At 50.6% G+C, this 20148-nt stretch carries 19 protein-coding genes; 14 read left to right on the plus strand and 5 right to left on the minus strand.

Features of this window, described 5'->3' with window-relative positions:
- Positions 1-146 precede the first annotated feature (146 nt).
- Positions 147-920 (plus strand): shikimate dehydrogenase family protein, encoded by a 774-nt coding sequence (locus tag AAHB90_RS24780; RefSeq protein ID WP_342087915.1) that lies wholly within the window; start codon positions 147-149, stop codon positions 918-920.
- Here AAHB90_RS24780 and ribD read toward each other — a convergent pair.
- Complete coding sequence (gene ribD, locus AAHB90_RS24785; RefSeq protein WP_342087916.1) at positions 917-1981, minus strand: bifunctional diaminohydroxyphosphoribosylaminopyrimidine deaminase/5-amino-6-(5-phosphoribosylamino)uracil reductase RibD; 1065 nt, start codon at positions 1979-1981, stop codon at positions 917-919. The two genes, AAHB90_RS24780 and ribD, sit on opposite strands and share 4 nt — an antisense overlap.
- A gap of 90 nt (positions 1982-2071) precedes the next feature.
- On the opposite strand from ribD, the gene prmC reads away from it, so the two are divergent.
- Both prmC and AAHB90_RS24795 read left to right on the plus strand, forming a co-directional pair.
- On the plus strand, positions 2072-2932 hold the full coding sequence (gene prmC / locus AAHB90_RS24790; protein ID WP_342087917.1) for a peptide chain release factor N(5)-glutamine methyltransferase: 861 nt from the start codon (positions 2072-2074) through the stop codon (positions 2930-2932).
- Positions 2933-2959: 27 nt separating this feature from the next.
- The gene (locus AAHB90_RS24795; RefSeq protein WP_342087918.1) at positions 2960-3913 is read left to right on the plus strand and encodes an AAA family ATPase; all 954 of its coding nucleotides are present in this window, start codon (positions 2960-2962) and stop codon (positions 3911-3913) included.
- Between the two features lies 1 nt (position 3914).
- On the opposite strand, the gene yidD is transcribed toward AAHB90_RS24795, so the two are convergent.
- A complete protein-coding gene (gene yidD, locus AAHB90_RS24800) occupies positions 3915-4124 on the minus strand; it encodes a membrane protein insertion efficiency factor YidD (protein WP_342087919.1) in 210 nt (69 codons plus the stop codon).
- A 50-nt stretch (positions 4125-4174) separates the two neighbouring features.
- Between yidD and lgt the strand changes: the two genes are divergently transcribed.
- Both lgt and AAHB90_RS24810 read left to right on the plus strand, forming a co-directional pair.
- On the plus strand, positions 4175-5005 hold the full coding sequence (gene lgt, locus AAHB90_RS24805; protein WP_342087920.1) for a prolipoprotein diacylglyceryl transferase: 831 nt from the start codon (positions 4175-4177) through the stop codon (positions 5003-5005).
- 83 nt (positions 5006-5088) lie between these two features.
- Positions 5089-5703 (plus strand): hypothetical protein, encoded by a 615-nt coding sequence (locus AAHB90_RS24810; RefSeq protein WP_342087921.1) that lies wholly within the window; start codon positions 5089-5091, stop codon positions 5701-5703.
- Between the two features lie 82 nt (positions 5704-5785).
- Here the strand turns inward: AAHB90_RS24810 and AAHB90_RS24815 are convergent, their stop codons facing one another.
- Positions 5786-6325: an RNA polymerase sigma factor gene (locus AAHB90_RS24815; RefSeq protein WP_342087922.1), complete on the minus strand. Its 540-nt coding sequence runs from the start codon at positions 6323-6325 to the stop codon at positions 5786-5788.
- Positions 6326-6898: 573 nt separating this feature from the next.
- Here AAHB90_RS24815 and AAHB90_RS24820 point away from each other — a divergent pair.
- From AAHB90_RS24820 to AAHB90_RS24850, 7 genes are all read left to right on the plus strand, one after another.
- Positions 6899-8824, plus strand: coding sequence for a PfkB family carbohydrate kinase (locus tag AAHB90_RS24820; RefSeq protein ID WP_342087923.1), 1926 nt, complete (start codon positions 6899-6901; stop codon positions 8822-8824).
- On the plus strand, positions 8824-11067 hold the full coding sequence (locus AAHB90_RS24825) for a ligand-binding sensor domain-containing protein (RefSeq protein ID WP_342087924.1): 2244 nt from the start codon (positions 8824-8826) through the stop codon (positions 11065-11067). The genes AAHB90_RS24820 and AAHB90_RS24825 overlap by 1 nt, the downstream gene beginning before the upstream one ends.
- Positions 11068-11081: 14 nt before the next feature.
- Positions 11082-12131: a polysaccharide deacetylase family protein gene (locus AAHB90_RS24830; RefSeq protein ID WP_342087925.1), complete on the plus strand. Its 1050-nt coding sequence runs from the start codon at positions 11082-11084 to the stop codon at positions 12129-12131.
- A gap of 12 nt (positions 12132-12143) precedes the next feature.
- Positions 12144-14363, plus strand: coding sequence for a hypothetical protein (locus tag AAHB90_RS24835; RefSeq protein ID WP_342087926.1), 2220 nt, complete (start codon positions 12144-12146; stop codon positions 14361-14363).
- 56 nt (positions 14364-14419) lie between these two features.
- A complete protein-coding gene (locus AAHB90_RS24840; protein ID WP_342087927.1) occupies positions 14420-15742 on the plus strand; it encodes a DUF3748 domain-containing protein in 1323 nt (440 codons plus the stop codon).
- Between the two features lie 83 nt (positions 15743-15825).
- Positions 15826-16029 carry a DUF2683 family protein gene (locus tag AAHB90_RS24845; RefSeq protein ID WP_342087928.1) on the plus strand — a complete coding sequence of 68 codons (204 nt, stop codon included), beginning with the start codon at positions 15826-15828 and terminating at the stop codon, positions 16027-16029.
- Positions 16020-16262, plus strand: coding sequence for a Txe/YoeB family addiction module toxin (locus AAHB90_RS24850; protein ID WP_342087929.1), 243 nt, complete (start codon positions 16020-16022; stop codon positions 16260-16262). The genes AAHB90_RS24845 and AAHB90_RS24850 overlap by 10 nt, the downstream gene beginning before the upstream one ends.
- A gap of 16 nt (positions 16263-16278) precedes the next feature.
- Here AAHB90_RS24850 and AAHB90_RS24855 read toward each other — a convergent pair whose 3' ends face one another.
- Both AAHB90_RS24855 and AAHB90_RS24860 read right to left on the minus strand, forming a co-directional pair.
- Complete coding sequence (locus AAHB90_RS24855; RefSeq protein ID WP_342087930.1) at positions 16279-16833, minus strand: Uma2 family endonuclease; 555 nt, start codon at positions 16831-16833, stop codon at positions 16279-16281.
- Positions 16834-16904: 71 nt separating this feature from the next.
- Entirely contained in the window at positions 16905-17933 is a 1029-nt protein-coding gene (locus AAHB90_RS24860) for a LacI family DNA-binding transcriptional regulator (RefSeq protein ID WP_342087931.1), read from the minus strand.
- Between the two features lie 169 nt (positions 17934-18102).
- Here AAHB90_RS24860 and uxuA point away from each other — a divergent pair, with 169 nt between their 5' ends.
- Both uxuA and AAHB90_RS24870 read left to right on the plus strand, forming a co-directional pair.
- On the plus strand, positions 18103-19308 hold the full coding sequence (uxuA, locus tag AAHB90_RS24865; protein ID WP_342087932.1) for a mannonate dehydratase: 1206 nt from the start codon (positions 18103-18105) through the stop codon (positions 19306-19308).
- A 26-nt stretch (positions 19309-19334) separates the two neighbouring features.
- Entirely contained in the window at positions 19335-20126 is a 792-nt protein-coding gene (locus AAHB90_RS24870) for an SDR family NAD(P)-dependent oxidoreductase (protein ID WP_342087933.1), read from the plus strand.
- The last annotated feature ends 22 nt before the right edge of the window (positions 20127-20148 follow it).

Consider the following 20148-nt stretch of genomic DNA (forward strand, 5'->3'; position numbering starts at 1 on the left):
CTCACAGCTTCATGGGCCTTATCTCGGTGTGAACCTTGAATCGCATACGTGAATTTACAAGGCCCTAATTCCGTACGCATTTGTAATTAGCTGGTGGCTGGTATAACTTAGCGGCCTCAATTTTTACCGTCGCTACACGCATCCCTATGAACTTATACGGCTTGATCGGATTCCCCCTTACACACTCTTTTTCAAAGCGGTATTTCACGGACAAATTCACACGAGAAAAGATCAAGGAGAGCAGCTATGAGCTTTTTGAGATGAAATCGCTGGAAGAATTGCCCGAGTTGCTGAAACAGAAGCATGGTCTCCGCGGGTTGAACGTCACGATTCCCTATAAAAAGGATGTCATTGCCTACCTCGATGACCTGGATGATGCATCGGCCGAACGCATTGGCGCGGTGAATACGATCAAAATTTACGCCGACGGCAGTACAAAGGGCTTTAACACAGATTACTACGGCTTCCAGCAGTCGCTGGTGGAGTGGCTCGACAAACGCGGCGAATCCTGCGCGAACTTCAAAGCCCTGATACTGGGCAACGGTGGTGCCGCAAAGGCCGTTCAAGTCGCTTTGAAGGACCTGGAAATGGAATACACGCTGGTATCCCGCCAGAACAGCGATGATTGCGTATCCTATGAAGGTCTTACGCAGGAAGTGATGGCCAGCCACCGGCTGATCATTAATACAACTCCTTTGGGTACCTATCCCAACACAGAAGAATGCCCGCTAATCCCCTACCAGTGGGTAACAAGGCAGCATTTTCTCTACGACCTCGTGTATAACCCGGCCGAAACTTTGTTTCTTAAAAAAGGCAGTGAACAAGGTGCTGCCACGATGAACGGCCTGAAAATGCTTGAATTGCAGGCAGAGAAAGCCTGGGAGATTTGGACGACCGAGGAAAACCTCTGGAGCGTTTAAAGCCGGCTGAAAAAAGTCCACAAATCGTCACCAATTTGCTCCGAGCCTCTGAATATGCCACGGGGTGCGGGCGCGATTACCCCTTCGCCGATCGTGAGTTTGCCCTGGCAGCGGCGGATCTCATCCCACTGGCCATTTTCAAAAAATGCATTAATGACCGCGGCGCCGCCTTCGACCAGTACGGAATGTATTTTACGGCCGTGCAGCCCTTCCAGGAGCTGAGTTATTTCCTCCCGCTCCCGGTCTATTTTCAGGTGAGCCGTCGAAGGCGATGCATAGCGCTCGGGCTCGGTGGGCATTTCGGTACCCTGATCGTAGTTCACGACGATCGTGCTTTGGGAGTTATCCAGCAAATGAAGATGCTTTGGCAATTGGAGACGCCTGTCGGTTACAATCCTCACCGGGTTAGTTCCTGTCCAGTGACGTACATTCAACCGTGGATTATCCATTAAGGCCGTTTTATATCCCACCATAATGGAATCTTCTTCCGTACGCCACTTGTGGACACACATGTTGGACAAAGCGCCACTGATCTGGACCGGGTTACCTGCGTGACGACCCAAAAAACCGTCGGCAGTTTCGGCCCATTTGAGGATCACATAAGGCCTTCCCAGGTTCATCGCCGTAAAGAACCGCTTGTTTAATTCCAGTCCGCATGCTTGCAGCACATTGCATTCCACTTCAATGCCCGCCTCGCGCAAGCGGCGAATGCCCCTTCCTGAAACCAACGGATTGGGGTCGTTATTACAAATGACTACTTTTTTCAGTCTGCGGCTCACGAGCAGATCCACGCAGGGGGGCGTTTTGCCCGTGTGCGAGCAGGGTTCCAGCGTAACATACGCAGTGGCTTGTGGCAGCAAACGCGAATTGCCCTTCTCGTCGGCATCCTCGATCGCCCGCACTTCCGCATGCGGGCCGCCGTATGCGCGGTGCCATCCTTCACCGATAATCCGGCCTTCATGGACGATCACACAGCCCACCATCGGGTTCGGGCTCACCGCTCCGCGGCCGTATTCGGCGAGCTGCAAGGCCCGTTCCATCCATTGATTGTGCGTCTCCATGTGGCAAAAATACAAATGCCCTTTTAAACTCAACTTTCGGGAGTTCCTATAATTTGCTAACTTTCCGACATTGGATCAAAATCAGTGAAAATGACTTCTGCACGCCAGCTCTATTTATATATAGTAAAAAACATCACAGTTTATCCGCAAAAAGAAGCGCAGGCAATTGCATTCATGCTTTTGGAGCATTACATGCGGCTCCGCAATATCGACGTGCTGGTGGATCGCCCCATTCCTGAAAACAGTACGCAACCCGACTGGGACGGTATTATCAAACGCCTGAACAACAACGAACCTGTTCAGCACATCATCGGCTCCACCGAGTTTTGCGGCCTCGAATTCCGCGTTTCTTCGGCAGTACTCATCCCCCGCCCCGAAACGGAAGAGCTCGTACAAATGGTGACGCGCGATTATGCAGAGCCCGATAAAAACATTTCGATCCTCGACATCGGAACGGGCAGCGGTTGCATTGCGATCGTGCTCGCGCGCTTTCTGCCGCATGTGAGCGTACATGCGTGGGACGTTTCCGACGAGGCATTGGCCGTAGCCAAAGAAAACGCCCGCCAGCTCATCGCCGACGTTACGTTCGCAAAGCAGGATATGCTCGATGTAACTTTCCCGCTTCCGGGCAACATCGTTCAGTTCGATTGTCTGGTGAGTAACCCACCCTATGTGACTTATTCCGAGGCCGAAAGCATGCGCCCGAATGTGCTCCGCTTTGAGCCGCACGAGGCATTGTTTGTAGAGGACAGCGATCCGCTGCTTTTTTACAAAGCCATTGCCGATTTTGGTGTACACCATCTAAAACAGCACGGCAAATGCTATGTCGAGATTAACGAGCATTTCGGTGCTGAAACCAAGCAGGTTTTTGAAGAAAGGAATTACAAAAAAGTAGAGATCCTTCGTGATATCAATGGTAAGGACCGCTTCGTGAGAGCTATCTGGGCCTGATCCATTTCTAAAATTTTACCCAATTTCATGTATATAGAAAAAATCAGGGAGGTTCTGGACGAGATGGGCAAGGTAGTCGTGGGGCAGGATAAGCTGCTGAACCGGCTGCTGATCGGCCTCTTCACCGGCGGCCATATTCTGCTCGAAGGCGTCCCCGGGTTAGCCAAAACGCTGACCATTAATGTAATGGCCAAAGTCCTCCATCTGGAATTCAAACGTATCCAGTTCACACCCGACCTGCTGCCGGCAGATTTGATCGGGACGATGATTTACAAGCCCAAAATAGGCGATTACGAAGTCAAAAAAGGACCTATTTTTTCCAATTTGATCCTGGCCGATGAGGTGAACCGCTCTCCGGCCAAGGTGCAATCCGCATTGCTGGAAGCAATGCAGGAAAAGCAGGTGACAATCGGCGACGAAACTTTTCTGCTCGACCGCCCCTTTGTAGTACTCGCCACGCAAAATCCGGTGGAACAAGAGGGAACCTATCCGTTGCCCGAGGCCCAGATCGACCGGTTTATGATGAAAGTCTATGTCGATTACCTTGACAAGATGAAGGAACTGGAAGTAATGCGCCGGATGTCGGATATCAACTATGAATACAAAATCCGGCCGATCCTGAACAAGGAGGACATTTTCGCCATCCGGGACAATGTCAACAAAGTCAATATCTCCGATACGCTCGAACGCTATATCATCGAGTTGGTATTTGCCACCCGCCGGCCGCTGGATTACGGGCTGCGTGATGAAGCACGTTACATTCAGTTCGGCGCCTCGCCCCGGGCTACGATTTACCTCAACCGCGCCGCAAAGGCCCTGGCTTATCTGGAAGGACGTGATTATGTGCTGCCCGAGGACATCAAGGAACTCGCACCCGACATTATGAACCACCGTATTCTGCTGAACTACGAGGCGGAGGCTGACGGCGTGCGCACGACGACCATTATCGACTCTATTCTCCGTAAGGTTGCGATCGGATAGTTCAAGGCACCGGGTCGTGACCGTGACCGCCCCAGGGATGACAACGCGCGAAGCGCTTCAGCCCCATCCAGCCGCCTTTCAAAGGGCCGTGTTTCTGTACGGCCTCGATCATATATTGCGAACAGGTAGGCGTATAACGGCACGAATTGGGCAAGTAGGGCGAAAGTGCCGCCTGATAAAACCGCACGAGGGCTATGAGTAAAAATTTCATTTCGCGTCTTGTCTCATATTAGTATATTTGGTCATTAACATCACAAACGCATGCTTTCATATATTATGTGGGACGTCAGTCCCGAAATATTCACCATTCCGGAAATCGCCGGTTTTGGTCCCTTCCCTGTCCGTTGGTATGGTCTTCTCTTCGCAGCCGGTTTCCTGATCGGCCAGCAAATTATGATCTATATTTTCAAGAAAGAAGGAAAGTCGCTGGAAGATATCGACTCGCTGACGCTTTATATGGTGCTCTCGATCGTCATAGGCGCCCGCCTTGGCCATTTCCTTTTCTATGAACCCGAAGTGCTGTTCAAAAATCCCCTGGAAGTAATATTACCTCCTTACGCGGGCCTTGCCAGCCACGGCGCCGTGATCGGTACTGTCATCGGGCTCTGGCTTTACTCGCGCTCGCGTGAGGGCACAGGGCAAACGTTCTTCTGGGTAACCGACCGCCTTACGATCACTTTCGCATTGGGCGGCTCGTTCATCCGTTTTGGTAATCTGATGAACTCCGAGATCGTCGGAAAACCTTCCGATGCACCCTGGGCATTCATTTTCAGGCAAAACACCGAGTTTCTGCAAATCCCGCGTCATCCGGCGCAGCTCTACGAGTCCATTAGCTGTTTTATTCTCGCATTCATCCTGTTCGCAATCTGGAACAAGTACAAGGCCGCTACCCCGCGCGGGCTGATGGTCGGCGTGTTCCTCGTATGGGTATTCACGCTGCGCTTCCTGTATGAGTTCCTGAAAGAAAATCAGGAAGCATTCGAAGCCAACTATGCACTGAACATGGGGCAAATCCTGAGTATCCCTGCTGTGCTGCTCGGGCTGTTCTTCATTATCCGCTCGCGGCAGAACCCGACCGAGGTAGCCAGCTGATTTCCTCCGCGGAAGTAGGCGTGCATCAGTGCGGTGTTTTCATTACATTGTAATTAGTTTGAAACAACTCTAACAATTGTCAGATGAAAACATCCTTTATAGCCGCATTTCTTTCGTGCGCCCTGCTCTTAAATGGTTGCGGCAGCAAACAGGAAGAAAAAGAAGCCGAAGAAAAAGCCGCCAGTGACAGCCCGGCCGACGCTCTTCAGGCCATTGCCGATAAAGCCAAGGAAATGGGCGACCGCGAAGCCGTCGATCCGGTGGATTTCCGGAAGCTGAAAGACCTCCTGCCCGAAACCCTGGCCGGTATGAGCCGCACCGAAGCGACAGGCGAGAAAACCGGGGCAATGGGTTTTACCGTTTCGACGGCCCAGGCCAAATATAAAGGAAGCTCGAACGAAACACTGAATGTAGAAATCGTGGACACGGGAGGCATTGCCGGCGTTTCGACGATGGCGCTCGCAGCCTGGTCGATCGCCGAAATAGATAAGGAAACGACCAACGGTTACGAAAAAACCACAAAGGTCGAAGGTTACAAAGCTTTCGAGAAATACAATAACGAAAGCAAGTCCGGCGAAATCAATGTATTGGTAGCCGATCGTTATGTGGTGAATGTCGAAGGCGACAATTTGACCGTCGATCAGCTCAAAGAAGCCCTGAAAGCGATCGACCTCGGCAAGCTGGGCGATATGAAATAGGCCACAAAAAGAGAAAGCAGAAGCGTAGGTGCTTCTGCTTTTCCAGGTTTTAGGAATATACAATTCTGAGCTAACTTGGGTGCTATATCGTCGCCAGATCTACCTTTTCACGCAGGATCTGTTTGGCCTTCACCAACTGGTTCTTGACAGTATTCTTCGATATTCTTAAAAACTCCGCTATTTCCTGATAGGATTTTCCTTCTTCAATATTCAGTTTCAAAATCTGGCGCCGCTTGATCGACAACGATTCGACAGCCGCCTGCACGACGCTCAGCCTTCTTTCGGCTTCCTCCTTTTCGTCTTCTCCTGCCACACGGATCGCTTCCATATAGTGCTTCCGCAGTTGTTCGTTCTTTTCGAGTTTCTTGAAATGGTCGAACGCCATGTTGCGCAGGCAGGTGAACAGGTATGAATTGAAATTATAGTCCGGCTTGATCTGGGTGCGTCTTACCCAGATTTTGATAAACACATCCTGAACCATGTTCTCGGCTTCTTCCTCGTCTTTGAGCAATGAAACCGTAAACCGCAGTGCAGGCGTTTTGTAGTGATTATACAACGCTGCAAAGGCCGCTTCGTCGCCTTGCGTCACTCTGATCAGGGTATTTTCGTCGGGGTAGGCCACAGTCGTACAGTTTAGCTTTTATAGAAAAGGGGACTAGGTAAAGAAATTATAGAATTGATTAAAAAACTTTTATTCTTGGTTTGATCCTATTTACTATCCGGCATCAAATCGCTTCTTATATTAGTAGGTAATCAGTCAGGTACTAAAATAAAATTATTTCCAACATCACCCCGGCAGGGGAAAATTCTGCCTTCGAAACAATCGGCGATGCTTTCTATTGAGCGGCGTATTTCTAATTGTTTGATAAATCTACGCTTCTGATTCTAACATTTGAATCGCAAACTGCGTAAAAATATCTTCATTTTGCGCAACGTTGTACGATTTAATCATAACATAATAGTAACTTATCATTAATCACATATTTGCTCATTACCAGCGACTTCTTAGCGTAAAATACGATGAAATAACCGGCAGCTTTCCGCCCCTTTTACAGGCAGCGGATTTAACATTTTTGTAACATTTGGCGCAAATCGCGTCACCGACGATAGCCCTCCTTCCCGCAACAATCGTATTACCCTCAAAAAGCTCAATATCCATATCCATTTTATCCTAAATCCAGACCAACCTTTGCTCATGGATCAAAGCCGCATCAATCAGATCTTGGAGAAAATCTCCGCCGTTCGCGTCGCCGTATATGGCGACTTCTGTCTAGATTCCTACTGGGTCATGGACGACCGCACTTCCGAAGTGTCCATTGAAACCGGTTTGCAGGCCCAGGCAGTCGCCCGCCATTATTATACGCCGGGAGGGGCAGGGAATGTCGTGGCCAACCTTGCCGCACTGAGACCAGCCGGTATCCGGGTTATCGGGGCTGTGGGCGACGATATGCAGGGACGGGAACTGACGGCCCAACTTCAACAACTGGGAGCAGATACGACCGCATTCATTATTCAGAAGGAAAACTTCGATACATATAGCTATCTCAAACGACTTGTCGACGGCCGGGAAGAGCCGCGCATTGATTTTGGGGTATATAATGAAAGGAGCATAGATACCGACAAGCAGCTCGTTGCCGCGCTGGAAAAGGCTTTGCAGGAATGCGATGCGTTGATTTTTAACCAGCAAGTGACCGGGAGCATTACCAATGCCTCGTTTATCGACCAAGTAAATATCCTGTTCAATAAGTATCCCGATAAGATTGTCATGCTGGACTCACGGCATTTCAACGACAGTTTCCAGAATACTTACCTGAAATGTAACGATCGCGAAATCGCCTCTTTGAACGGCCGGAACGTTACACCGGAAGAAAATGTACCCGTGAGCGATGTGAAAGGTTATGGTGCGGAAATATTCGGCCGTTACCGTAAACCGGTATTTGTCACCTGCGGAGAGCGCGGTATTATCGCATTCGACGAAGCGGGTTACCACGAAGTGCCGGGCATTCAGTTGAAAGGCAAACTCGACACCGTCGGCGCGGGTGATACGGCGATCAGCGCCATTACCCTCTGCCTGGCAGCCGGATTGTCGCCCGCCGAGGCCGCGCTGTTCGGCAATTTTGCCGCGGCCGTGACGGTGCAAAAGTTATTTACAACCGGCACGGCAACGGGTGAAGAAATCGCCGTCGTCGCCAAAGACCCCGATTACATTTACAATGCCGACCTGGCCGAAAACGAGCGCTCCGCCACCTATTATCCCGAAACTGAATTCGAAATCTGTGTCCCCGAGATCCTTGACAAGCTTGGACATATACGCTATGCCGTTTTCGATCACGACGGTACGATCAGCTCGCTCCGTCAGGGATGGGAGGAAATCATGGAACCGGTCATGATGAAATCGATTTTGGGCGAACAATATGACACGATCGATGCCGGTACATTCCATAAAGTGCAGGCAGAGTGCAAAGCATTCATTCATAAAACCACCGGTATCCAGACCATTTACCAGATGGAAGGATTGGTAAATCTTGTGCGCGAGTTTGGTTTTGTCCCCGAAGACCAGATCCTGGACAAATTCCAGTACAAGGAAATTTACAACGATGGCCTGATGGAAATGGTGAACAAGCGTATGGAAAAGCTGGCCAAAGGCGAACTCGGTCAGGAAGATTACACGATGAAAGGCGCCGTCGAATTCCTGAGACAGCTCAAAGAACGAGGCGTGACCATGTACCTCGCGAGCGGTACCGACGCGGATGATGTGAGGAATGAAGCCGAAATGCTTGGTTACGCCGATTTGTTCGACGGCGGCATTTACGGGGCATTGCGGGATTATACCAAGTTCTCGAAGAAAATGGTGATCGAGAAAATCATCCGTGACAACAACCTGCAAGGCAAGGAACTGGCAGTATTTGGCGACGGCCCCGACGAAATCCGCGAAGGACGTCGTGCAGGAGGAATTTCGGTGGGTATCACCAGCAACGAAGTGCAGCGTTTCGGGCACAACCCGGCCAAACGTCCACGGCTTGTAAGGGCGGGCGCACAACTCCTGATCCCCGATTTTTCGCAGCACAAAAAACTGATCGGCCTGCTGTTTCAGGAGAGCGAAAATTACGCGGAAGCCTGATGCGACGTTTTGGAAAACAACCGATTGCCTGGCTGATTTGCGGCTTCCTGCCGTTGCTTTGGTGCTGCCGGAATGATAACACTGTCGCCGAAGAGCCGACCTTTTACCAGGATGCGCGGTTCTCACAGGAATATCACGACGCCTATCCCATGGAGGGCAACGACGTAAGGGCTGTACTCCCCGACCGCAACGGAAACGTGTGGGCAGCCACGGCAAATGGTGTTTTTCGTAAAATGAAAGATTCCTGCAACTGGGTAGCGATGTTCAATGGCCACGAGAATGGCCCTTCCTTCGCTTTGGCGCAGGACTCTGCCGGTACCATCTGGCTCGGCACCTGGAACGGACTGCACCAGTACCGGGACGGTTCTATTACCAAAGTACCAGGCCTCAAAGGCCCGATCTCGGCTATTTGTACAAACGCGGGCACGGTCTATGCGATCGGGCCGGGTGGTTTCTGGGCAGGTAACGAGACGAGATTTACAGTACAAAAAGCCGTCATCGCCAGGTCTGTACGCGATGTAATAAGCGACGGGAAAGGCGGGTTGTGGATAGCCTCCGATGTGGGGCTTTACCACTGGACGCCCTCACATTTGGAACACACCTACAAAACCGACGCATTGATCGCCGCTTACACCAAAGGCTTAGCCTACCATCATGACGGGAAGCTCTGGATAGGTGGCCTGGGCGGGGTTACTATTCAAAATAATGGTAGAAAGGAATCTGAACTAAGGACAAGCGACGGTATACCGTCAACCTACGTCACAGCTGTACGCCTCGCACCCGACAGCGCTATGTGGATCGGTACGCAAACGGGCGTTGTGCGTTTCCGAAAAGATGGCAACCGTTCGCTGCTATTTTCGAGAAGGTGGTTGCTGGACGATCAGGTCAACGACATCGCTTTTGACAATGAGGGAACTGCCTGGATCGCGACGCCGAAGGGTGTGAGCGCCATCAAAAAGCGGGACATGACGTTGGCTTCGAAAAGCACATTCTTTTATGATGTGTTAATGAAAAGACATATCCGCGCGCCGTGGACCGCCGGGCAGGCACATTTGCGCATTCCCGGCGATACGACCAGCTGGGAGCCCGAGGATGACGATAATGACGGCGAATATACCGGCAACTATCTGGCCATGGAAAGCTTCCGGTACGCAACGACCAAAGACCCTGTCGCCAGAGAGAATGCTAAAAAAGCATTTGGGTTCCTGAAAATGTTGCAGGAAGTTACCGGTACGACTGGCTTCTTCGCACGTACGATTATACCCGCGACATGGACGCACATGCACGACGGCAACCGCACGTATACGGAACGCGAGCGCGCGGACGAGCTCGTGAAAGAGCCGCGTTTCAAGCCAGTGGAAACGCGTTGGCATTTGTCCGACGATAAAAAGTGGCTCTGGAAGGGCGATACGAGCAGCGATGAAATGTGCGGGCATATGTTTGGCTACTACTATTATTATACACTCGCCGCAGATCCGGCAGAAAAAAAGGTGATCGCCGCACATGTAAGCAGAATCGTCGACTACCTCATGCAGCATAAGCTGAACTTCGCGGATGTCGACGGTAAGGCTACACGCTGGTCGGTATGGTCGCCGGACCATCTGAACCGCGACCCGGAATGGCTCCCTGACCGCAACCAGAATTCAATGGAAATGCTGGCATTTTTGAAACTGGCGCATTTCATGACGGGTAATGCCAAATACCAGAAAGAGTACCTCAGGCTGATCGAAAAGGAGCATTACCTCGATAATATGAAAGAGGTGACGAAGCAGAACCCGGCCTGGTTTATCTATTTCGATGTGATATTGCAAGCATACCTCTACCCGATCCTGATTGGCTGTGAAAAAGATCCGGAGCGTTTAAAATTCTATAAAAGCCATCTCGAAGAGTGGTTTCAGAAGCGCAAAGACGATCACAATCCGCTGATCAATTTTATTTACAGCTATTGCCTGAATACAAAAGCGGAGTTGAAAAACTCGGTCGATTTCCTGATCGACACGCCGCTGGATCTGGTGGACTGGCCGATCGATCACAGAAAGCGGGAAGATATTCAGGTCGTGCGGACGCCTGCACTCGAAGATGAGCAAGTGAGCGAATTGCAGCCAGCCAGCATCCGGCTTACCGTCCGTTGGGACAAAAACCCGTGGACATTGGCTGGCGGCAACCCGGCCGTAGAACGCGAGCCGGTTTTCTGGCTGCTGCCCTACTGGATGGGCCGGTACCTTGGAATGATTTCGAAATAGAACCAAAATTCGACATGAAAACCTATCTTTTGCTCATCAACCTGCTATTATTGATCATGCAAGAAACATCAGCACAACAGACCTATGCCGAAAAGCTGGGCTGGCCGAAAGGCGCGAAAGTCATCATCTTCCACGTCGACGACGCCGGAATGTCGCACTACTCGAATGAAGGTGCCAAGAAGTCCATACAAAACGGCATCGCAACCTCGTGCAGCATTATGATGCCTTGTCCCTGGGCAGCCAGTTTTGCCAAATTCGCCGTTGCTAACCCCGGAATGGATGCGGGCCTGCATTTGACGCTCACTTCGGAATGGAAAGACTACCGCTGGCCGCCGCTGAATGGCATTGCGCATTCAGAAGGACTGGTGGACGACGAGGGCTGCATGTGGCACGAAGTAGAAGAGGTGATCAAACACGCAAGCCCGGATGTGGTGGAACAGGAAATACGCGCGCAGCTGAGCCGGGCATTAAAACTGGGATTGAAGCCAACACACATGGATTCGCATATGGGCACGCTGTTCGCACACATTCCGTATTTGGAAAGATATATTAAGGTCGGGGCAGAATATGGCATTCCTGTCATGTTTCCGGGAGGGAATAATCAGCTTTTGAAAGAATGCCTTAACAACCCACTAGTCAAAAAGCTGAAAGCCGAAGGCAAATGGAAAGAAGGAATGGAGCTCCCTGAACCTGAGATTACCCAACGTTCGGCCGAATTCGGGCAAAAAATATGGGCAGCTGGACTTCCCGTGCTGGATGACCTGCACACGATCAGCGGCGATTGGAAACCGGAAGGCAACGAGGTAACACCCGCGCAATGGGGTAAATACAAAGCACAAAAATTTATTGAAACGATCGGCAAAATGCGGCCCGGCGTAGCGATGATGATCGTCCATAGCAGCGACGTCACCGATGATTTCAAATACATCAGCGCCTCGGGCGGATCGCGGTACGCCGATATGCTCTCGATGCTCGATCCCGAGTTGAAAAGCTTCATCCAGTCGGAGGGGATTATCCTCACTACCTGGAAAGAAATGATGGAAAGAAGGAAGAAAGTCAAATAACCAATCAATACAATGCAAAAGCCCATTTTATTATCCCTCCTGCTACTCACCAGCATTACGCTCACGCTGGCGCAGGTGCAACCTGTCTACAAAGACAAGCCGTACTTGCAGGATTTCAGCGTCAAATATTATGCTGACACCACCCAAACCTCGCTAATGCAAATTGCCGCCGACCGCAATGGCGTTATCCAGATGCTCGCCAGGGAAGGCCTCAGGCAACCCCATGCGGGCCAATTTCTATATCCCGGCAAGGTAGTCACCGACCGGAACTACCGGTACATGAAAGATAAACAAATCAGCGCCCTCAGTTCCTACGAAAATCAACTCGTTTACCTGACAGACCAGGTTGTGTTCAGCAATGCCTGGGCCGGAACGTTGTTTTCAAAACACAATCTTCCCAAAGCCAGTTTGTTCGCAGGCGGCAGGGATTTCACATTCCTGGTTTCGGACGGCGCCTCGTTGGAGCTCATCAAGGATTCAAAAAGCCTCTGGAACGGAAAGCTGCCCGATGATTCCGTCATTGCACTGGCATTTCAGGCCAATGCAAACCAGTTCTGGATTTTAGGAAGTAAATCACTTTACAAAATAGGTATTCAGGACAAAAAGCTGGCCAAGGTGCTCACTGGCAGCAATTTTACCGCATTTGATATTACTTCGAAAGAGACAAGGATCGTCATCGGCACACTTGATGGCTTTCTTTCTTTTGACATACCAACCGGAAAGCAAACCGGCAGCATTAATCGCAAATTGCCCGCTACCAAAATCACGGCGGTAAAAGAAGTGAACGGCAAAGTTTGGTTCGGCTCCGACCTGGGAGCATTTGCGTTACGCACCGACGGCAAATTCGATTACTACTTCGGCGAACGCTGGTTGCCCGGCAACGTCGTTACCGATATTGAACAAGGCCCCAAAAACTCGGTACTCGTGCTTACCACGAAAGGTTTAGGCCAAATTCAGTTTAAATCCATGACGCTTGAAGACAAAGCGAAGCTTTTTGACGAGCAGGTCCGCCTGCGCCACATCCGGAACGGGTTCAACTCACAACTTACGGGCCTGAATCATGGCGATTTGTCGACCGGCTTCACAGAAGATTCCGACAACGACGGGCTGTGGACGGCTATGTACCTCGGCGGCCAGATTTTCCGATATGCAGCCACCAAAGATGCCGACGCGCTGCAAAACTGCCGCGAATCGATGGACGCGATGGAGCGGCTTTACACCGTGAACCCCGTTGCCGGCTTTCCGGCGCGTTCCTTTGAACGTTCGGGGCACATCAATGAGCTGCATGATATCGAGCGCTGGCAGCATTCGCCCGAAAAAGAATGGGACTGGAAAGCGACTACGAGCAGTGACGAGGTAATCGGCCACATTTTCGCGTTCGGCGCAGCAGCCGAGCTAATCGACGACCCGAAGATCAAGAAACAGGCTATTATGCTCATCGATACCGTGATGTCGCACATTTTGAAGAATAATATGTACCTGATCGACTATGATGGCAAACCTACCATGTGGGGTAAATGGCATCCCGACTACGTGAATTCGTTTCCGATTAACGTGGGCGACCGCAAACTGAATTCTTCCAACATTGTAGCCATGCTGCAAACGGCCTACCATTTCACCAAAAAGGAGAAATACAAGGCAAAAGCATTTGAGCTGATGAACAAACACGGCTATTTCGAGAATATGATGCGTTCGATGAATATCATCGGTCGTGCGCCGGAAGATGCCGACGAACACGCGAAGCACATGTCCGATGGATGGAACCATTCGGACGACGAAATGTATTTCCTTGGCTACTGGGGCCTTTACCGCTATGCGCTCAACGATACACTTAAAGCCAATTACAAAAAGCAGATCATCGATCACTGGCAGGCGGAACGCCCGGAGAAAGAAGGAGCCTGGAATATTTTCACGGCATTAACCGGAACCAAAGAATTCGACCTGAATGAATCTGTCTGGTATTTGCAGGAACATCCGATGGACCTGATCGACTGGGTGATTAAAAACAGCCATCGCAAGGATATTGACAAATTGGAGCCCAATTTCCGCAAACAATCCACGAAGGAAGTTCTGCCGCCGGATGAACGCCCTGTTCAGCGCCACAACGCCAACATGTTTAACCTAGACCGGAACGGCGGCAATGGCACCGGCGAACATAGTGCCGGGGATATCTGGCTCCTGCCTTATTGGATGGGACGCTACCTGGGCGTTATCAGCAGTCCGCAAAAGTAGATTTGCCTATGAGACTTGTTTCTATCCCGGTTTTATCGTTATTAATATTTCTAAGCATGCAATCCTGCCAGACCGACACCGCAGAAAAACAGATCACGCACGATCTGAGTTACCATCACGACCTGGACAATAACGACAACTTTTCACCGGACGGCCGATGGCTTGTATATGACACCCGGACCGACGAGGGAGGGATAGCGGAATCGGCCCGGATTGAGCGGGTAAACATTGAAACGGGAGAGAAACAAGTCCTCTTTGACATTAAAAACAACGGGGTTTGGGGGCCGGGTGCCGGGGCTGTAAGTTATAGTCCAAAAGAGCACGCAGTCGTATTCATTCACGGCCTTACCAACAGCACCAAAGAAAATCCCTACCAGCAATGGCGACGCACGGGCGTGATCATCCACGACGACCGCCCGAATGTGCCCGTGTACATGGACGCACGCGACGTGACGCCCCCGTATACCCCCGGCGCATTACGCGGGGGCACGCACAGGCATGAGTGGAGCGGCGACGGACAATGGATCGGTTTCACCTACAATGACGCCATCCTGAAAGCACTGGAAGATTCAACCGGGCAGAAGCATAACCTGCGGACAATCGGTGTTTCCAAAAAGGTCAGGGCTGTTAAAGTTGATGAAACTGCTGAGAATCTGTCTGGTGAATGGTTCAGCGCGCTGGTGGTACGGGTAGTTCCAAATCCGGCACCGGGAAGCGACGAGATCAGCCATGCAGCCAGTGACAGCTGGGTGGGGACAACTGGTTATCTCATTCAAAGCGGGGTCAGGCAAATCGCCCGTGCATTTCTGGGCACTGTCAAAGACAAAAACGGCAACGACGTTCCCGAAGTTTTCATCGTCGATATTCCCGAAGACATTACCCAACCCGGGCCGCTCGGACCACTGGAAGGTACCGATAGCGATTTCCCCATGCCTCCGAAAGGAACCACCCAACGCCGTCTGACTTTCACTGCCAATACAGCCCATCCGGGCTGTTCCGGCATTGTTCGGTCTTCCCCGGATGGCAGTCAGCTCGCATTTCTGGCCAAAGACGCGAAGGGTATCAGCCAGATTTTCACCATTTCACCCAACGGCGGCAAGCCACGTCAAATCACTGAATGCACTTCCGACGTTACCGGCAACCTGCGCTGGCATCCCGATGGGAAACATATTACCTATGCTCATGAAGGAAGTATTGTGCTTTGCGCCGTCAATGATGCACCGTTTGAGGAGAAAACTCAGGTGCTAACCGAGCCGTTGGAGGCTGTTCCAAGTAACCTGGTTTGGTCGGCGGATGGGAGGGTACTCGCGTTTAACCGGCTGGTAAAAAATGAGACTGGGAAGGCAACGCAGCAGGTATTTGTGCTAAGTTTAAAATAATGCAGTTGCCGGATTCCGCCTATGAATGGGCTCTTGGACGGCTATCCGAAAAGCATTAACTTTGATATAAACCATTCAGAGTTATGGAAACTTTCATCGTACAACCCAAAAACCAGGGCGAGCGCGACGCGCTGGAAGCGTTTTTCAAAGAATTGAATATTTTGTTCAAAACGGAAGAGCGCGAAAGCCTCTACGATCCCGAATTTGTTGCGAAAATAAAACGTGGCGAACAGGATGCAGCAGCAGGACGCACTACAAAAGTAACCCTGGATGATATATGGAAATAGAGTTGACCTCCGACGCTCTGGATGATTTGCAGCATTGGAAGAAAACGGGCAATGAGCGAATATTAAAAAGGGTCAGGCAGCTCTTGGAAGCCATTCAAGCTTCACCATTCCAAGGCATCGGCAAACCGGAAGGTCTGAAAGGCAATCTCTCCGGCAAATGGTCGAGAAGAATTGATCAGGAACACAGATTAGTTTATTCCGTAAACGACGACAAAATCGTCGTTTTTTCTTAAAAAGGGCATTATAAGCTTAAAAATTGACCCTTCGGTAAATCTCCTTAACAGATAGCTCTGCATTGAAATAAGGAAGCCTGATCACATCTTCCATTTTATCATAAAACTCAACATACCATCGTTCGCCGTCGCGGATGTATATTTCAACGAAGCATTTGGTCTGTTCAATTATCAAATAATACATTAGCGACGGTTCGGAGGAATATTCGCGAAGCTTGTCGACGCGATCGGTTTTTGCTGTGCTCTCAGATAATACTTCGACTATCAGCAGCGGCAAAGTAGTGTATCGGACAGCGTCACCCTTTTCTTCACAAATCAGAAAATCGGGAATACGGACGACTTTGCCGTCTTCCATCCGCAATTTTACCGCATTTTGATAGAGCTCATATGGACTATCCTGCAAAATTCCCCGCAGATAGAAATGAATATTCCCGGCAATCCGATTGGAAGTAGTAGTTTCTCCAGACATCTCAATGATTTCTCCGTTGACGAATTCAAACCGGCCTTCGTGAGTTTCACAAAAGGCGAAGTATTCTTCCAGTGAATAGAGTCTTTCAGCCACAGCTTCCATATTTCTGCTTTGTTTTCAAAAATAATGAATTACAGGAGAATGCCATTGGCAAACGTTGAATGTAATGCAATTTACAAATTCTGCAACCGGATTGATGACCTTCTGATAATCAGTTCCGAGCGCAGAATAATTGGTTCTGAGTGATCGATGGCTTTGGTTCCATTTAATTGGCCGATCATCGTAGTCATGGCTGTCTTACCCATCTGGTAGCCGGGGTAAAAAACAGTGGTAAGCTGGGGCGATACCACTTGTGAAACGGGGTCATTATTGAACCCTACAATAGCAATATCGTCCGGAACTGCATAGCCCTTCTCCTTTAACACCTGCATACAAATCGCCGCGCAAAGGTCGTTCGCGATAAAAAGTCCGTCGGGCTTTTCTTCCATCCGATCGATTTGCTCTGCTATTGCCCTGCCGGCTTCCTGACTAAGGTCGGTCGACAGAACCAGACGATTATCCAATGGCATACCTTGCCCAGCCAACGCACGTTTAAAACCTTCCAGGCGACCGGCGTAGACATTTCTTCGCAGATCTCCGGTAACGTGCATGATCCTGCGGCAGTTCTGGTCCAGCAAATGGCGCGTTGCGTCGTATCCTGCCTGCTCATTATCGATGATCACCGCACCGCATTGCGGATGATGCATGATACGATCGAAGAACAGGACAGGAATGTTGCGGTTGATAAATGTGGCAAAATGCTCCGACGATTCAGTGTCGTATGCAACGGAGACCAGCAGACCGTCCACACGGCTGTTGAACATCGTTTTGGCGTTGGCCCGCTCTTTCACTTCCGACTCTAACGACTGGCTGATCAACAGGTTATAGCCCACGTTGTTGGCCACCTCTTCCATTCCGGCCAGTACCGTCGACATAAAATTACTGTTCAACCTCGGCACAATCACACCGAGCGTATTCGTCTTGCGCGTCCGTAAATGGCTCGCGAACGTATTGGAGCGATAACCCAGCTCGGCCGCTTTCTCCGCAATGAGCACCTTGGTTTTCGCGTTAATCGCAGGATGGTCGTTTAAAGCCCTGCTCACGGTGGCGGGCGACAATGCGAGTATTTTTGCGAGGTCGTAAATGGTAATTTCCCTTTCCATTATCCTTTTGTTGTAGGGGCTTGCGTAGACTAATTCCGTCTTTCTGTTTACACCCAAATTTGGCGGCATTTCTGCACGAAAAAAACCCGATACCAAATTTATGGCAATTTAATGCAATCGGTTACAATACAAGATTATATTTATATTTTTATAAAATTTTCATCCGATTATGATTCAAACCATGCGCTGGTTCGGCCCGAATGATCCGGTTTCGTTGATGGACATCCGCCAGGCGGGATGCACCGGCGTCGTTACCGCATTACACCAGGTGCCCGTTGGCGATGTCTGGACCAAAGAAGCAATTCAGGAAAGAATCTCGCTCATCGAAGCGGGTAACGACCGATATACTGCTTTGAAATGGCTGGTGGTGGAAAGCCTGCCGGTGCATGAGCATATCAAGAAAGGACTGCCATCTCGCGACCAGTATATCGGGAATTATAAGGAATCTCTGCGCAATCTGGCCGCAGCCGGTATACGGACCGTGTGCTACAACTTCATGCCGGTACTTGACTGGTCGCGCACCGACCTTACCTACACCTTCCCCGAAGGCCATAAAACGTTGCGGTTTGTGTGGGAGGATTTTGCGTTGTTCGACCTTTATATCCTTCAACGGCCCGGCGCCGAAGCGGATTACGATGAGTTGGTGAGGGAATCGGCGCGGGAGAAGTTACGGAATATGTCGCCTGCCGAAATCCAGGGCCTGACAAATACCGTCCTGCTCGGCTTACCAGGCTCGGAGGAAGCATTTGAGCTCGCCAATTTTCAGGAATTGCTCAATGCATATGCTGAGATCGGCGATCAAGAACTGCGCGAAAACCTCTATTACTTCATCCGCCAGGTCGCGCCGGTTGCACAGGAAGCGGGTATCAATCTCTGCATTCACCCCGACGATCCGCCACGGCCATTGCTCGGCTTGCCGCGCGTAGTAAGCACCGAAGCCGATCTCGCGCAACTCATGAATGCATGCGATATCCGGGCGAACGGCATCACATTCTGCACCGGTTCGCTGGGCGTGCGCGATGATAATGACCTTCCCGGAATAATCCGCCGTTTTGGCGACCGCATCCATTTCGTTCATCTCCGAACTACCAAAAGAGAAGCCGAAGACAGCCGCAACTTCCACGAAGCGCCGCATTTGAATGGTGATGTGGATATGTATGAGGTAGTGAAAGCATTGCACCAGGAAGAGCTGCGCCGAAGTGCAGCCCATTATGCCGACAACCTGTTGCCCATGCGGCCTGATCACGGTTTTCAGATGCTCGATGATCTGCACAAAAAAACCTATCCAGGCTATTCCATGATCGGACGGCTCAAAGCCCTCGCGGAGCTGCGCGGATTGGAAATGAGTATTGCGAGGTCGGTTCAGGAGTTTTAATTGAGGTTTTATAGATTTTTGAAATAATGTCTGATAATAGTCAAATCGAAACAGTACCATCATTGAATGTCTTCTCACTGGAAGGCAAAATCGCCCTAGTAACCGGTGGCGGGAGCGGGATCGGCTTTTACATTGCACAGTGCCTTGCACAAGCTGGCGCGCGACTCGTGATCACAGGCAGGCGCGAGGATGTTTTAAAAGAAGCATTACCAAAGCTCGGCGCGGGCGCACGCTATTTCGTCAATGACATTACCAATCTCAAATCGCTGCCGGCACTGATCGAAGACATCGAAAATCAGGTCGGAGCCATCGATATTCTTGTCAACAACGCGGGTATCAACATGAAAAAACATGCTGTGGAAGTGACTGACGAGGATTTCGACAGAGTCATTCAAACTAACCTGCACGCTGTTTTCTCGATCACCCGCGAATGCGGCAAGCGCATGGTGGCACGCAAGCGAGGCTCCATTCTCATGATCACCTCCATGGCTGCACTGTACGGTATCGATCGCGTAGTGGCATACACCGCTTCAAAATCGGCTGTCGGCGGAATGGTAAAGGCATTGACGACCGAGTTTTCACCGTATAATGTACGGGTAAATGCCATTGCACCCGGTTTCATCGAAACACCGATGATGCTCACCGCCATGAACGGCGATCCTTCGCGCCGCGACAAAGCCATGGACCGCACACCGATGGGTACCTGGGGCAAACCGGACGATATCGGCTGGGCGGCCGTATTTCTAAGCTCGGAAGCTGCGAAATTTATTACAGGTGTTTCGCTCCCGGTGGACGGGGGGAATTCGATAGGATTTTAACTAAACCTTTTCTTACAAAGCT

Origin of the sequence: Dyadobacter sp. OTU695, assembly GCF_038440355.1 — a bacterium.
Classification (GTDB): domain Bacteria; phylum Bacteroidota; class Bacteroidia; order Cytophagales; family Spirosomataceae; genus Dyadobacter.